This window comes from Pseudoalteromonas sp. NZS100_1 (genome assembly GCF_015864285.1).
Lineage (GTDB): Bacteria > Pseudomonadota > Gammaproteobacteria > Enterobacterales > Alteromonadaceae > Pseudoalteromonas > Pseudoalteromonas arctica.
The window spans coordinates 36,242-52,177 of the sequence record NZ_JADYXN010000001.1 but is presented as its reverse complement, the minus strand read 5'-3'; the positions used below and the strand labels follow the sequence as shown (position 1 = coordinate 52,177).

Below are 15,936 nucleotides of genomic sequence, written 5' to 3'. Positions count from 1 at the left end.
AATGATAGGAGAATGTGTTGTAGCTCTTTTTTTATACACTAAAGTACATGTGTAAAGTACGTTTTATGTGCTTTTTAAAATTGTATTTATGCGGTTTTTTGTTTTAAAACAGCTTTTTAGTGAGGTTGATATTAATGTTCTTTATTTATGATAATCCACCTAAAGCTAACAATGTCTAAATTGCTTTTATTCTTTATACATTTATTCAAATAATTTATACATTTCTTCACAATTCTGTCATATAATACCCATCCAGAGGAAAGATGCATTACGCATCTTTTTTTATGCCTGAAATTTATACTCTTAAGTATAAATGCATAACTAAATCACACGGTATCCTTTGGAGAATATTTTGAAATTACGTAACCTCTCACAGCTAAGTCTAGCAATTTTTGCTGCACTCACTACCTCTGTAAACGCCGAAGAAACTAAAAAAACAGCTAAACAAGACGCATTTGAAAAGATAGAAGTCACAGCTCGTAAACGTACAGAGAGCCTGTTTGAATCTCCAACCGCTATCACTTCAATTGGCGCTAACCTAATTGATAAAGCCAATATGAGTAACCTAGAAGATATTGGTAAATATGTTCCAAATTTAAATATTACCCGCTATGGCGTGGGCAATTCTGCGCATGCGTCTGTATTTATCCGCGGTATAGGTTTGCAAGATCACATAATAACTACCGATCCGGGTGTGGGTGTGTATCTTGATGGTGTGTACTTAGGTCGTCAAATGGGTTCTAACTTATCATTACCTAATGTTGAGCGTGTTGAAGTGCTTCGTGGCCCGCAAGGTACTTTATATGGTCGTAATACATTAGGGGGCGCTGTAAATGTAATTACAAAGCAACCTGGTGATGAAGGGATTGTTACTACTACAGCTAAGCTGGGAAGTCGTGGACGTATTGCCGGTGATGTTTATTTTAATAACTCACTAACAGATGATGTAAGTATGTCTGCAAGTGCATCGTACAAAACACGTGATGGTGTGGGCGAAGCTGTTAATTTAGCAAACCCAGAAAAAGAAATTGGTGAAGAAGAAGAATTTAGTGGTCGTGTTGCACTTAAATGGCAAGCAAATACCGACTTAGCATTCACTTTTTCTTTAGATGGTGTTGATAACGAATCTGGCCAATCGCCTTATACAATTGAATTGACAGACCCACTAGACTCAAATGATGTTTTTAATGGCGACTTCCCATTATTGACTCAAGATTTAATTCCATCAGACCCTGATGATTTAGGCACAACTGTTGCGGGTATTGAATCTACCTCTTACTCAGGTTGGGGCACATCGTTTTCAGCCGATTGGGCAATTAACGATACTTATACCACTAAGTTTATCTCAAGCTACCGTACATCTGAGTATGAAGGTGGCCTAGATGATGATGCATCACCTTTAAACTTGTCTGAGTTTCCAGAGGAAGGCGGTGCTGATCAGTACTCATTTGAAGTTCAGCTAAATGCAACATTCGATAATATGGACTTTGTATCTGGTCTTTACTTTTTTAATGAAGATGGCTTTACACGTTCAGGCCCGTTCGTATTTAGCCCATTTAATACACCTAATGGCTTGTTGAATGATGGTGTAACAGAATCATTTGGCGGTTACGGCGAATTTGAAATTAACCAAGAAACTAATTCGTATGCAGCATATATAAATGCTAGCTACGATTTAACTGACGATTTAACGGTAGGTGGTGGCCTTCGTTATTCAAAAGATGAAAAAGATGCAAATGCTATATTCCCATCATTTCCAACTCGTAAATATGTAAGTGCAGATTTTGATGCGGTTACGTGGGATGTAAATGCATCTTATCAGCTTAGCAATAATATGAATGTTTATGGCCAGATTCAAAAAGGCTATCAAACAGGTGGTTTTCCACCGCGTCCATTTGGTGGACCAGATCAATTTGTATCGTTTGACGAAACAAAAGCGATTAACTACGAAATGGGCTTAAAAGGCCAAGTACACGAAAATGTATCTATGATGCTTGCGGTATTTGTGACTGATTACACCGATTTAGCATTACCATTTTCAGATCCAACAGCGGGTGGTGGCTTTGTAACAATTGTAGAAAATGCGGGTCAATCTAAAGCGCAAGGTATTGAGCTTGAAACAACTGTTGCTATTACCGATGACTTTACTATTCGTAGTGCAGTTGGTTATTTAGATTCTGAAATAACAGAAGTGGCTGAGGGTGTACAAGGCATAGGTAAAGGCGATTCACCAGCACTGACGCCACGCTGGACTGTCATGGTTGCACCGTCTTACTTTATGGATTTAGAGAGTGGCGCAACACTTGCGTTTAATGCTAATTATTCGTATCGCAGTGAAATGCAAGGTCAATCAGTTTACAACCAAAGTGAGACCATTGATTCTCGTGAACTAGTTGGTTTTAATATTTCGTACACTAATCCATATGGCGATATGGAAGTTACACTGTATGGTGAAAACGTTCTAAACGAAGTTTACGATGTTGGTCGCCTACAACAATCAGGTTTTGTTGGTGTAATGCGCAGTAATGACCGCAGTGAATTTGGTTTGAAATTCAAAAAAGATTTTGAGCTATAAACTAAAATCAAGTAAATAAAATTCAATGTAATTGAAGTTTATTTTTCATAACAAAGGCCGAATCATGCTGTGATTCGGCCTTTATATATTCAATAGTAAAATTATTATCCACATAATTTAAATCCCTAATTTAAATTGCTGATTTAAAACAATCAACATAACCACTTTTAAGTATTTGTATCAGCTAAAATGCGCCTTTTTAGTTTGTGTAAAGGCTTGGTTGTTCGTTACAATGGCGCCACTTAATTGCCAAACGGACTCAGTGATGAAAATTCTTGCCGATCAAAATATGCCTTTAGTTGAGCAGTACTTTGCAGACTTTGGTGAGGTTGAGCGTTTTGATGGTCGTAAATTAACGCCTGAACAATTAATAAATGTAGATGTACTCCTTACTCGTTCAGTGACTAATGTTAATCATGAACTATTGGCACAAGCTAACAAGCTGAGCTTTGTGGGCACTGCCACAATTGGCATTGACCATATTGATACGCAATTACTACATGATAGAAATATTGCTTTTACCAGTGCTCCTGGTTGTAATGCAGTTGCTGTAGCTGAATATGTAATTAGTAGTTTATTTGCGTTAAGCCAAGAAAATGCGCGCCCATTGTGTGGTCAAACAATTGGTATTGTAGGAATGGGTAACATTGGCACGTGTTTGTCGCAAAAATTAAAAGCATTAAATGTCGACGTACTGTTATGCGATCCAATTAAGCACGAACAGGGCTTACTACAAGAGCATGTAGCGCTTGATGAGTTATTAGCGCAATCAGATGTTGTTACTTTTCATGTTCCACTTATTAAAGGTGGCGAGCACAAAACGCTGCACATGATGAATAAAGAGCGATTACAATCACTTAAACCAGGAACCACGCTAATTAATGCAAGCCGAGGCGATGTAATTGATAACCAAGCATTGCTTGAGGTAATGGAAGCTGGGGCTGATTTAGATATAGTACTTGATGTATGGGAAAAAGAGCCCAATATTCTAACTGAATTACTAGAGCATGTGCGTTATGCCAGTGTGCATATCGCAGGGCATACACTTGAGGGGAAAGCACGAGGTACACAAATGTTGTATCAAAAATTGTGTGACCTAAAAGGTGTAGAAGTGAGTAAATCGTTAGGTGATTTTTTACCAATACCTGCTATTACAAATGCAACTGTTACGCAAAGCCTAAGCGAGCAAGATATTGCCCGTTTGGTGCATTTAATTTATGACGTACGCCGCGATGACGGAATTTTACTTCGTCATTTAGAAGGTGAGGGCTTTGATAGTTTACGTAAAAACTATCCGGTAAGGCGAGAATTTAGCACCTTATTCCTACAAGGTGATAGCCCACAACTAGCAGCACTTAGTCAACTTGGCTTTAGCATAGCTAAATAATTATTTAACTAACGATGTTGTTTTAATGTCGTTTATAGAGGAAGAAATATGTCGCAAAAATATAACGTTGCCATACTTGGCGCTACTGGTTTAGTAGGCCGTCAAATCATTGAAACGCTAGCAGATCGTAAGTTTCCTGTAGATCAGCTTTTTTTACTTGCGAGCAGCCGCAGCGCAGGTGAAGACATAAAGTTTCGTGGTGAGACCATTGAAGTACTTGACGTTGAAGGCTTTGATTTTAGCCAAGCGCATATAGGTTTGTTTTCTGCTGGTGGTAGTGTATCTGAAAAATATGCTCCTATTGCTGCTGATGCCGGCTGTATTGTAATCGATAATACATCGCACTTTAGAAATGATTTTGAAATCCCACTAGTGGTGCCAGAAGTTAATGCTTCAAGCCTAGCTGATTTTAGGAATCGTAATATTATTGCTAACCCTAACTGTTCAACTATTCAGATGATGTTAGCACTTAAACCAATTTATGATGCTTACGGAATAGACCGTATTAACGTATCTACTTACCAAGCTGTATCGGGCGCAGGTAAAGAAGCGGTTGATGAACTTGCAAAGCAAACAGCTAACTTGATGAATGCACGCCCTATGGATAATAAAGTATTTCCGAAGCAAATTGCATTTAACGTTATTCCTCAAATTGATAGCTTTGAGGATAATGGCTATACACGCGAAGAAATGAAAATGGTAAATGAAACTCATAAAATTTTGGGTGATACCACTATTGCAGTAAATCCTACATGTGTACGTGTTCCCGTGTTTTTTGGTCACTCAGAATCAATTAATATTGAAACGCGCATGCCTTATGACTTTGAACACGTTAAGCAACTTTTAAAAGACGCGCCTGGTGTCGAGCTAATTGATGATGAAGGTGATTACCCTACAGCAGTGTCTGACGCTAGTGGTAACGATACTGTTTATATAGGCCGATTACGTGCTGATATTTCTCATCCTCATGGATTAAACATGTGGGTTGTAAGTGATAACACTCGCAAAGGTGCTGCAACTAACAGTATTCAAATTGCAGAAGAGCTTATTGCTAATTATATGTAATAGTTAATAGCGCTGAACACACTTTCGAAGCGGTAAACATTATTTGTTTGCCGCTTTTTGTTTATAGAGCTTGTCAATTTTTTGCCGTTTATTTTTGAAAGTATAAAAACTGATTGATAACAATCAATAAATTAATATTTATAAAGATGTTTTAAGGCATTTATTTTCAAGGTGTTGCGATGGATATTAAGCCTTAACTGGTTTATAGTTTGTAATTGGAATAGAGCTTGCAATAAAAATAGATTGTAATAATAAATGCGAGTCAGTCATTTGGCTGATAACAGCAATAATCAACAATATTTATGCACTTAAGCTTTAAGTGTTTTGTTAATATTTAAATATTAAAGGATCAGCATGCGCGGTTTAGTTACACTTATTATATTAGCGTCTGCATTGATAGTAACGCCAGTTTACTCTCAAGACAGTACCCAATTAAAGGGGCCTAAAGGCGTTGACTATGGTGCGCAAGGACGATCTATTGGGCCAATTAAACCAACAGACACACTTTGGCGTATAGCGGCTAAAGTGCGCCCAGATAACTCCGTCAGCATTTATCAAGTTATGCAGGCCTTGTATAACAAAAACCCCAACTCATTTTTAGAACAAAATCTTAATCATATTCAAAATGGTGCCTATTTAAAAATCCCTACTTTAGCCGAAATAAAAGGTGTAAATACACAGCTTGCAAAACAACGCTCAGAGCAAGATGATGCATTATGGGAAAAGAAAAAAAATGGCACACTTACGCAAAGCGAAATTACCTCAGCACAAACAAAAGTAACCCAAGCTCGTAAAGTCGACGTAGACGATGCCAAAAAAGAGATACAGAAAGAATTAAATGAAATAAAAACAGAGCAAAGTACTAAGCTGGTTGAGTTACAACAACAATTTAAAAATTCTGTAAGCAATGTAGAAGAAATTTTAGTTGAGAATAATAATCTTAAAAAACAATTATCAGGTATTTCAAACGAACTCGAAAACTTACGCTTACAGTTAGGACAAGACAGTGAAATTCAAAATCAATTAAAAGAACTAATTGTTAAGCAAAACGAGATTATTGCACAGCAAAAAAAACAAGAGATAGTACCAAAAGAATCGTTTGATTTAAGCTCATTATTTTCAAATCCGATAGTGCTGGGTTTATTAATGTTTATTCCTGGGCTACTGATTATTTTTGCAATTGTTATGTTTTTACGCAAACGAGCAAGTAATCAAGAAGAGCCACAAAACGATGATGACTTTTTACCACAAACCCCAATTTACACTGGCGATGATGATTTAGGCCCAAGTTTAAATGACGATCCAATTGTACCCGACCCTTTAGATGACTTGAGTGTTCAACTTGATGATAATCTCGAAAATGATATGTTGCCTGATGATGATTTAGATGACGGCCTAGATGATTTTTCAGGTGGTGAGAATTTACTCGATCAGGATGAGCTTGAAAGTCTACTAAGTGATGACATTGTTTTTGATGATGAAAATACCGATGACGATGATGAACTCGATATTTTTATGCAGCAAGGGTTTGATCAACCTTCAGATGAAAACGCTGAAGATATTGATTTAGACTTATCTGATGACTCAATAAACAATGATGAAATTCTAACTAATGACGATTTAGATAGCTTGTTTGATGAAGACGATAGTCTACCTGAGTTTGATGCACAGCAAACAAGCGAAGCTTTAGAGGATGATAGCTTAGAGTCTCATGATGAAATGGCGGCTTTAAGTGAGGAGCTTGCAGATGATGATAATTTTGATATAGATGAATTATTAGATCAAACATCAACAGAATTAGATACCTCAAATAACACTTCAGCTGAACTTGATACAAGCGACGACTTTGATTTAGACGATATAGATAGCTTAATTGATGAAGCGAATGACCCAAAAAGTGATGTGGTAGATGACTCAATTGATGCAGAGTTACTCGACGAAGATGAACTTCTAGAAGAAAGCGACGATTTTGATTTAGATGACATAGATAGCTTAATTGATGAAGCAGCGGTTGACACTGCAGATGATTCATTAGTTGAGGAAAGCGACGATTTTGATTTAGATGACATAGATAGCTTAATTGATGAAGCAGCGGTTGACACTGCAGATGATTCATTAGTTGAGGAAAGCGACGATTTTGATTTAGATGACATAGATAGCTTAATTGATGAAGCAGCGGTTGACACTGCAGATGATTCATTAGTTGAGGAAAGTGATGACTTTGATTTAGACGACATAGATAACCTAATTGATGAGGCAGCAGTTGATACTGTAAATGATTCATTAGTTGAGGAAAGTGACGACTTTGATTTAGACGACATAGATAGCTTAATTGATGAGGCAGCAGTTGATACTGCAAATGATTCATTAGTTGAGGAAAGTGATGACTTTGATTTAGACGACATAGATAACCTAATTGATGAGGCTGCAGTGGATACTGCAAATGATTCATTAGTTGAGGAAAGTGACGACTTTGATTTAGACGACATAGATAGCTTAATTGATGAGGCTGCAGTAGATACTGTAGATGATTCATTAGTTGAACAAAGCGATGATTTTGATTTAGACGACATAGATAACCTAATTGATGATGAACTAAAAAATTCAGATGTAAGAGATTCAGAAATTGATAATGCATTAGCAGACTCAGTTGAGGATTTAGCAGATGCTCAAGAAGAATTAAATGTTGATGATATTGAGTCGCTTGCTTCATCATTAAATGAAGAACCCGAGCTTGACGATGAGCCTGAACTTGCAGAAGAACCTGAGCTTGAAGAAGAACCTGAGCTTGAAGAAGAGCCTGAGCTTAAAGAAGAGCCAGAGCTTGAAGAAGAGCCGGAGCTTGAAGAAGAGCCAGAGCTTGAAGAAGAGCCAGAGCTTGAAGAAGAGCCAGAGCTTGAAGAAGAGCCAGAGCTTTTAGAAGAACTTGAGCCTTTAGAAGAGCCTGAGCTTGAAGAAGAACCAGAACTTGTAGAAGAGCCAGAGCTTGAAGAAGAGCCTGAGCTTGAAGAAGAGCCAGAGCTTGAAGAAGAGCCAGAGCTTGAAGAAGAACTTGAGCCTTTAGAAGAGCCTGAGCTTGAAGAAGAGCCAGAGCTTGAAGAAGAACCAGAACTTGTAGAAGAGCCTGAGCTTGAAGAAGAGCCTGAGCTTGAAGAAGAACCAGAGCTTGAAGAAGAACCAGAACTTGAAGAAGAGCCAGAGCTTGCAGAAGAGCCAGAACTTATAGATGTAACGGTTGATGATTTTTCAGACACATCAGAGTCGCTTCTTGATCCTGAAGATGCACTTGAAGAATACACAGATGATACTTTAAAGAGCGTTGATGAGCTTTTAAGTGAGCTACAACAGGCCACTGATGACGACTATATAGAAACACCTGATTGGTCTTTAGATGAGCTTGATGATGATCTTGAAGAAATAGAAGTTGATCTTGGTGACGATCCGCTAGCGGGCGACGATGACTCAGATCTTACTGAAATTGAAGAGCAGCTTGATAGCGAGCTTGTAACGCCAAGTGAAGAGTTGGATGAATATCCTGAACTTGAATTAGACGATGATCAATCATTATTAGAGAATGAGCCTTCGTTTGAGCCGCAAGAGCTTAAAGGAGATGCATCGGGTGATGAAAATGCAGTAGCACTTAGTCAAACAGAGAAAGATCTCGCAAATGCGCTTATGGCAGATGGTGATTTAGATAGTTTAGAAGATGATTTTGATGATGAACTATTAATTGATAATGACTTCTCTGAATTAGAAACTGAAACGGAGATTGAAGATGAGTCGCTTGATGATGATTTACTTCAAGAAATTAATAATGAGGTTGATTCTGTTGAACCACCAAGTATTGAAGATGACATCAAACCTCTTAACCTTGATGAAGTTCAAGAAACATTAGAAAGTGAGTTGCCATTTATCCCTGAAGAATTACAAGGGGATGATTTAGATGGTGAGGCACCGGGAGTCGCTTCCAGCCAAGCTGAGCAAGATTTAGCAAACGCACTTATGGCAGATGCTGATTTAGATAGTTTAGAAAATGATTTTGATGATGAGATTTTAATTGAAAATGATTTTTCTGAATTAGATGTTGAATTTGACGAAGATAGTTTAGAGCAAGCGCTAACTGATGAGTTATCAGACGAATCGCAAGAGCAAACAAATGCAGAGCGCGAAGCACAGTTAACAAGCTTAGATGAAGTGGGTAGCACTGATATTAGCTCTGACGATGAACTTGATGAAGAGTTTATGTCGAATTTGACGCAAACTGATTTTGATTCATTACTTAGTGAGTTAGCAGAGCCTGAAGACTTAAGTGTTGATGACAGCAGTGAATTTGATGTTGACTTTGACAGCTTGCTAAAAGAAGACTTAGAGACAGATGATTCATTAACTACAACAGAGTCACTTGTTGAAGGTAGTGATGTTGAGCAACTTGATAATGACGAATTTGTAGATATTGATTCATTATTAGAAGAAAGTGACGACGCTGAACTTGAACACGAACCTTACACCGACGTTAATATGGATGTCGGTTTGAGTGAGTTTGATGCATTACTTGCAGGTGATAACCCAACGGATGTTGATGCTGAAAGTGGTGGCTACTCAGCTAAACTTGATTTAGCGCGTGCTTATATTGAAATTGATGATTTTGATTCTGCGCTTAAAGTTATTGAGGATGTCATTAACAAAGGTCCTGAAGAAGTTCAAGAGGAAGCACTTAGCTTAAAAGCTAAACTAAAATAATTAAAATGTTTATAAGAACCCGTATCTAGCTTAGCTAAATACGGGTTTTTTTATGTGTATTGGTTTGATTACGACAGGTCTCCTTTTATTGCATCGTTAGATAGCATAAAATGCCTCGTTCATTAGCACAGTAGGTAAAACGGTAATTATGCGAGTAGCACTTGGAGTTGAATACAACGGCGCACGTTATAGTGGTTGGCAGCGTCAATCACATGTAAATAGCGTACAGCAAGAAGTAGAAAAAGCGTTGTCGCGTATTTGTAATCATCCTGTTGAAGTTATATGTGCAGGGCGTACAGATGCTGGTGTGCACGGTACAGGCCAAGTAATACACTTTGAAACGCAAGCCGATCGCGATATGGTCGCATTTACACTAGGTATGAATACTTTAATGCCTAAAGATATTGCTATTCGCTTTGCCCAACCGGTTGCTGATGACTTTCATGCCCGTTTTAGTGCTACAGCTCGTCGTTATCGCTATGTTATTTATAACTCCCCCCTACGAGGTGCGGTATTAAACGAGGGGGTTACGCATTTTCATCATCATCTTGATGAAACAAAGATGCAAGAGGCGTGTCAGTACTTAATAGGTAAACACGATTTCACCTCTTTTAGAGCGATACATTGCCAAGCGAATACACCGACAAGAACAATTCATCATCTGTCGGTACAGCGCCAAGGTACTTACGTTATTATTGATATTAAAGCGAATGCATTTTTACATCACATGGTACGTAATATCACAGGCAGCTTAATGGATGTTGGTTTACATAAACAACAACCTATATGGATAAAAGAGCTACTTGATTGTAAAGAACGCGCAAAGGCCAGTGCTACCGCTAAGGCTGCTGGTTTGTATTTAGTGGATGTTGACTACCCTGAGCAATTTAATATTCCTCAAACACCTTTAGGCCCTTTATTTTTGCCTGATATAGATGTGGTATAAGTACTTTTTATGAGCACTTTTAACTACTAAGACCAGTTTTTTATACCGCGTTAGTGTAATTCATGTTTTAATTGAAAAAATTTGTCTGCTAATTGCTATTAGCAGGCTCGCGACACAGAACAGTATTAAGAGAGTTGCAAATGAGTTGGCTAGAAAAAATCTTACCTAAAACGACAAAATCATCAGGTCGTAAAGAAATCCCAGAAGGTGTTTGGGCTAAGTGTACATCGTGTGATTCAATTTTATATAAAGCTGAATTAGAAAAGTCATTAAACGTATGTCCTAAGTGTGACCATCACATGCGTGTTAGTGGCCGTAAGCGCCTAGAGCACTTTTTAGATGAAGGTGATCGTCAAGAGCTTGGTACACAACATGAGCCTAAAGACATTCTTAAGTTTAAAGATTCTAAAAAGTACTCTGACCGTATCAGTGCAGCCCAAAAAGCAAGTGGTGAAAAAGATGCACTTGTAGCTATGAAAGGCCGATTAAAAGGTATTCCAGTGGCAGCGGTAGCATTTGAGTTCTCATTTATGGGTGGTTCAATGGCTTCTGTTGTTGGCGCTCGCTTTGTTGATGCTGTTGATCAATGTTTAGAGCATAACATGCCGCTTATTTGTTTTTCTGCATCAGGCGGAGCACGTATGCAAGAAGCGCTTATGTCGCTTATGCAAATGGCTAAAACAAGTGCTGCACTTGCAAAAATGACGGAAAAAGGTCTTCCATTTATTTCAGTAATGACCGACCCGACAATGGGTGGTGTATCTGCATCACTTGCTATGCTGGGTGATATTAACGTTGCTGAACCTAAAGCGTTAATTGGTTTTGCAGGTCCTCGTGTTATTGAGCAGACTGTTCGCGAAACATTACCTGAAGGTTTTCAGCGTAGTGAATTTTTGCTAGAACATGGTGCAATTGACATGATTATTGACCGCCGTGAAATGCGCGATACCCTTGCACGCATTTTAGCTAAATTTATGAACTTGCCTTCTACGGAACAAGAGCATAGAGTAGCGTAAATTTCAGCTTTACTGATTACACGCTATGACAAAAACAATTCCTAGCCAATCATCAAGCCTTGATGATTGGCTTTTTTATTTAGAAAGTGTTCACCCAGCTAACATTGCAATGGGTTTAGAACGAGTTGCTAATGTTGCCAACAATATTGGCCTTTTAAACACTCCAAGTAAAATTATTCTTATTGCCGGTACAAACGGTAAGGGCACCACTGCACGTTGCTTAGAGTCGCTATTACTAGCGCAAGGTTTTAGCGTGGGCACTTACGCATCTCCTCATTTAATTCGTTATAACGAGCGTGTACGAGTTAATGGCGAAGAACTGGCAGACCAACTCCATATAGATTCTTTTCACCAGCTTGAGCAAGGCCGTAAAGACACTCCTCTGACTTATTTTGAATATGGTACTTTGGGTGCGTTGGCAATTTTTAAACGCTGTAAGGTCGATTATGTATTACTAGAGGTTGGTCTAGGCGGGCGCTTTGATGCTACAAATATAGTAACTCCCTTTGCAAGCGTGATCACCACTATCGATTTAGATCATAAAGAGTACCTAGGTGATACACGAGAGTTAGTGGCTTATGATAAAGCCGGTATTTTTCGTGAAAATACGCCTGCTATTATAGGGGATTTAAATATTCCTCACACAATGACTGATTACGGCAAAGAAATTAATGCCAATATGACGTTGTCGGGCAGTGACTTTATTTTCAAAGAGAATACTGAGAGCTTTAATTGGCAATATAAAGAACATAATCTTGTAATAGATAAGCCAGCAATACCGTGTCAAAATGCAGCAACGGCGTTAACTGCGCTAAGCGTTTTAAACTTATTACCAAGTGAGCAAGTCATACGAAGTTGCCTCGCTAATTTAGTTGTAGAAGGGCGGTTTCAGCAGTTAAGCGCTGAGCCTTTAGTCTTTACCGATGTAGCACATAACCCTGAGTCGGCGCGTTATTTAGCCAATAAGTTATCAAGCTATAAAGATAAAGGCTTTAAAATTCATGCATTAGCCGCTATGCTTGCTGATAAAGATAAAGTGGGTGTACTTAAAGAAGTAAGTCACTTGGTCGATGAGTGGTCATTAGCGAGCTTAAGTGGTCCGCGAGGCGACACTGCAAGTAATTTACAAAATGCGCTGCAGGGTATATCTCATCATAATACTATCAATAGCTATGATAGTGTGGCACAGGCACTGAGTGTAATTTTACCAAAACAACAAAGTGATACTATGTTGATTGTATTTGGTTCATTTTTTACAGTGGCCGGCGCTATTAATTACTTTAAAAAATAGAGAGGATGTCGGTGAACTCAAGTTTTATTAATCGCTTAGTCGGAACAAGTATAGTAGTGATCGCAGCAATTGTGTTTATCCCTAATATACTCGATGGCGAAAAAGTGCATTATAAAGAAGGCTTTAAAGCGATACCTGATCGCCCTGAGTTCAAAACAATCGATCTTCAAGAGTCAATTGATGAAAACATGGCTAATGCTGAGCCACTAAAACAAGATGAAATTGAAGATATTCAAGCTGACGATGAAGCTTTTGAGCAGCAAAACGCTATGGATGAGAGTGACTACGCTGTAGAGAATAAAGTTGTTGAAGCGACTATTGAACCCAAAGCTACACCGAGCACTAAGGCACCGGTTCAAGCTAAACCAAAACCTATTGCGCCTCGTAAAAGTGATGAAAACCTAACAAGTATGGCTTACGTTATTCAATTAGGTAGTTTTTCACATGTTGCAAATGTAAAAGCATTACAGGCTAAATTAAAAGTTGAAGGGTTTAAAACGTTTACTAAACCGATTAAAACCCCAAATGGGACGTTAACCAAGGTATTTGTTGGTCCTTCGCTTGATAAAAATGAATTACAAAAGCAGCTTCCCCAGCTGAAAGAGCTTACTAAATTAAATGGTAAAGTTACGCAATACGAAGTAACAAAATAATTAAAAAAAGGCTTGTATCACAAGCCTTTTTTTATTTATTTATATTTGTTTTTATCATTATCTTTATCTCACAATACCCATTCTATAATGTTAATTTTTTGTATTGACTACAACCCAGTAATCTCCCGTTTAAACTTGCATACTAACGATGTTTGGGTATAGAATGCGCCCCAAATTAGCGACTAATTGGTTCTTATGATCTGGGTTGATTACGCCATTATTGGCATCATTGCATTGTCTACCATCATCGGTTTAATACGCGGCTTTGTAAAAGAAGCAATGTCATTAGCGGTATGGGCTGGCGCCTTTATCATCTCTAGCTTATTTTACCAATATTTAGCTTCCTTCCTAACAACCATTTCTGAACCCCTTTTAAGAAATGCTGCGGCCATAGCCATATTATTCTTTGCGACGCTACTGTTAGGCGGTTTACTAAACTATATTTTAGGTGAGCTTGTACATCGTACTGGTTTATCGGGTACCGACCGTGTCTTTGGCATAGTGTTTGGTGCTCTACGAGGCGTGTTGGTCGTGAGCGCGTTACTCTTCTTTCTTGATGCTTTTACTGGTGCACCCAATACGCACTGGTGGGGCAATTCTATTTTGATTCCAGAATTTGGCTTTGTTGTTGAATGGTTCTTTTCGTACCTAGAAAACAACTCGAGCTTTTTAAATTCAGTAAACCGTTAATCGGCGAGGATAAATTACATGTGTGGTATCGTTGGAATAGTCGGAACATCCCCTGTGAATCAGGCGATTTATGATGGCTTAACTGTTTTGCAGCACCGTGGTCAAGATGCCGCGGGTATCATTACCATTGAGAATAATACGTTTAGCTTGCGCAAAGCAAATGGCTTAGTGAAAGATGCCTTTCACACACGTCATATGAAACGACTACAAGGTACAATTGGTCTTGGCCATGTGCGCTATCCTACAGCAGGATCTTCAAGCTCATCTGAAGCACAGCCTTTTTATGTTAACTCACCGTTTGGTATAGCACTTGCCCATAATGGCAACCTTACTAATGCAGAAGCTTTAAAAGAGCAGTTATTCTCAGAAGCACGTCGTCACGTTAATACAACATCAGACTCTGAAATTTTACTTAATATCATGGCACATGAATTAAGCAAATCTGATAAGTTGCATTTAGACCCTGAAGATATTTTTACTGCGGTAACCGAAGTAAACAATAAAGTAAGCGGTGGTTATGCAACTATTGCTATGATTATCGGCCACGGCATTGTTGCTTTTCGCGACCCTAATGGTATTCGCCCGCTTGTATTTGGTAAACGCGAAACCGAAAAAGGTACTGAGTACATGTTTGCCTCAGAAAGCGTTGCATTGAAACCGGACGGTTTTGAGTTTGTACGTGATGTAGCCCCTGGTGAAGCTATATATGTTACAGAAGAAGGTGAATTCCATTCACTTAGTTGTGCTGATAAGGCATCTTACTCGCCGTGTATTTTTGAATTTGTTTATTTTGCTCGACCTGACTCAACAATAGACCGTATGTCTGTGTACGCAACACGCGTAAACATGGGGACTAAACTAGGCGAAAAAATTGCACGCGAATGGGCTGATAAAGATATTGATGTAGTTATCCCAATCCCAGAAACTTCATGTGATGTAGCACTGGAAATCGCACGTGTACTTGATTTACCGTATCGCCAAGGTTTTGTTAAAAACCGTTATATTGGTCGTACATTTATCATGCCTGGCCAAGAGATGCGTAAAAAATCAGTGCGTCAAAAGCTAAACGCAATTGATCGCGAGTTTAAAGGTAAAAACGTATTATTGGTTGATGACTCAATTGTTCGTGGTACAACATCAGCACAAATTGTTGAAATGGCCCGAGAGTCTGGCGCTAAAAACGTTTACTTTGCATCAGCGGCACCTGAAATACGCTTCCCTAATGTGTACGGTATTGATATGCCTTCAGCAGCTGAGCTTATTGCTCACGGACGTGAAGTAGAAGATATTAATGCAAGTATTGGTTCTGACGGTTTAATCTTTCAATCGTTAAAAGATTTAATTGCTGCGGTTAGCCAAGAAAATCCTGAAATTACTAAGTTTGAAACTTCAGTATTTGATGGCCAATATATTACTGGCGATATTGATCAAAACTATTTAAATCGTATTGATAAGCTACGTAACGATTCAGCAAAAAGCACCCGAGAAAGTGCGATGTCTTCAGGTTTAGAAATACACAACCAAGACGAAAACGAAGCTGATTAATGATTAGTTAATAAAAAGTCGTTACACA

Annotated in this window: 10 protein-coding genes; all 10 read left to right on the top strand. The window is 38.5% G+C overall.

Annotated elements, in window-relative coordinates; all coding sequences use genetic code 11:
• The first annotated feature begins 352 nt into the window (after positions 1 to 352).
• The 10 genes from I6F66_RS00225 (at position 353) to purF (ending at position 15,908) form a co-directional block, all read left to right on the top strand.
• Complete coding sequence (locus tag I6F66_RS00225; protein WP_197118718.1) at positions 353 to 2,575, top strand: TonB-dependent receptor; 2,223 nt, start codon at positions 353 to 355, stop codon at positions 2,573 to 2,575.
• Positions 2,576 to 2,840: 265 nt separating this feature from the next.
• Positions 2,841 to 3,962, top strand: coding sequence for a 4-phosphoerythronate dehydrogenase (locus I6F66_RS00220; RefSeq protein WP_197208432.1), 1,122 nt, complete (start codon positions 2,841 to 2,843; stop codon positions 3,960 to 3,962).
• Positions 3,963 to 4,010: 48 nt separating this feature from the next.
• The gene (locus tag I6F66_RS00215) at positions 4,011 to 5,027 is read left to right on the top strand and encodes an aspartate-semialdehyde dehydrogenase (RefSeq protein WP_197160121.1); all 1,017 of its coding nucleotides are present in this window, start codon (positions 4,011 to 4,013) and stop codon (positions 5,025 to 5,027) included.
• A 354-nt stretch (positions 5,028 to 5,381) separates the two neighbouring features.
• Positions 5,382 to 9,767, top strand: a complete 4,386-nt coding sequence (locus tag I6F66_RS00210; RefSeq protein WP_197208430.1) for a FimV/HubP family polar landmark protein — start codon at positions 5,382 to 5,384, stop codon at positions 9,765 to 9,767.
• A 148-nt stretch (positions 9,768 to 9,915) separates the two neighbouring features.
• A complete protein-coding gene (gene truA / locus I6F66_RS00205) occupies positions 9,916 to 10,713 on the top strand; it encodes a tRNA pseudouridine(38-40) synthase TruA (protein ID WP_007584098.1) in 798 nt (265 codons plus the stop codon).
• 140 nt (positions 10,714 to 10,853) lie between these two features.
• Positions 10,854 to 11,729, top strand: a complete 876-nt coding sequence (accD, locus tag I6F66_RS00200; RefSeq protein ID WP_007376856.1) for an acetyl-CoA carboxylase, carboxyltransferase subunit beta — start codon at positions 10,854 to 10,856, stop codon at positions 11,727 to 11,729.
• 25 nt (positions 11,730 to 11,754) lie between these two features.
• Positions 11,755 to 13,020, top strand: a complete 1,266-nt coding sequence (gene folC, locus I6F66_RS00195) for a bifunctional tetrahydrofolate synthase/dihydrofolate synthase (protein WP_165728735.1) — start codon at positions 11,755 to 11,757, stop codon at positions 13,018 to 13,020.
• A gap of 11 nt (positions 13,021 to 13,031) precedes the next feature.
• Positions 13,032 to 13,673 carry an SPOR domain-containing protein gene (locus tag I6F66_RS00190; RefSeq protein ID WP_165725402.1) on the top strand — a complete coding sequence of 214 codons (642 nt, stop codon included), beginning with the start codon at positions 13,032 to 13,034 and terminating at the stop codon, positions 13,671 to 13,673.
• A gap of 195 nt (positions 13,674 to 13,868) precedes the next feature.
• Complete coding sequence (locus tag I6F66_RS00185) at positions 13,869 to 14,363, top strand: CvpA family protein (protein WP_007376853.1); 495 nt, start codon at positions 13,869 to 13,871, stop codon at positions 14,361 to 14,363.
• An 18-nt stretch (positions 14,364 to 14,381) separates the two neighbouring features.
• Entirely contained in the window at positions 14,382 to 15,908 is a 1,527-nt protein-coding gene (purF, locus tag I6F66_RS00180) for an amidophosphoribosyltransferase (protein WP_007580920.1), read from the top strand.
• Positions 15,909 to 15,936: the final 28 nt, after the last annotated feature.

Coding starts and splice junctions, on each gene's coding strand:
- purF (WP_007580920.1), top strand. CDS start 14,382: ATGTGTGGTATCGTTGGAATAGTCGGAACATCCCCTGTGAATCAGGCG.
- accD (WP_007376856.1), top strand. CDS start 10,854: ATGAGTTGGCTAGAAAAAATCTTACCTAAAACGACAAAATCATCAGGT.
- I6F66_RS00220 (WP_197208432.1), top strand. CDS start 2,841: ATGAAAATTCTTGCCGATCAAAATATGCCTTTAGTTGAGCAGTACTTT.
- truA (WP_007584098.1), top strand. CDS start 9,916: ATGCGAGTAGCACTTGGAGTTGAATACAACGGCGCACGTTATAGTGGT.
- I6F66_RS00210 (WP_197208430.1), top strand. CDS start 5,382: ATGCGCGGTTTAGTTACACTTATTATATTAGCGTCTGCATTGATAGTA.
- folC (WP_165728735.1), top strand. CDS start 11,755: ATGACAAAAACAATTCCTAGCCAATCATCAAGCCTTGATGATTGGCTT.
- I6F66_RS00185 (WP_007376853.1), top strand. CDS start 13,869: ATGATCTGGGTTGATTACGCCATTATTGGCATCATTGCATTGTCTACC.
- I6F66_RS00215 (WP_197160121.1), top strand. CDS start 4,011: ATGTCGCAAAAATATAACGTTGCCATACTTGGCGCTACTGGTTTAGTA.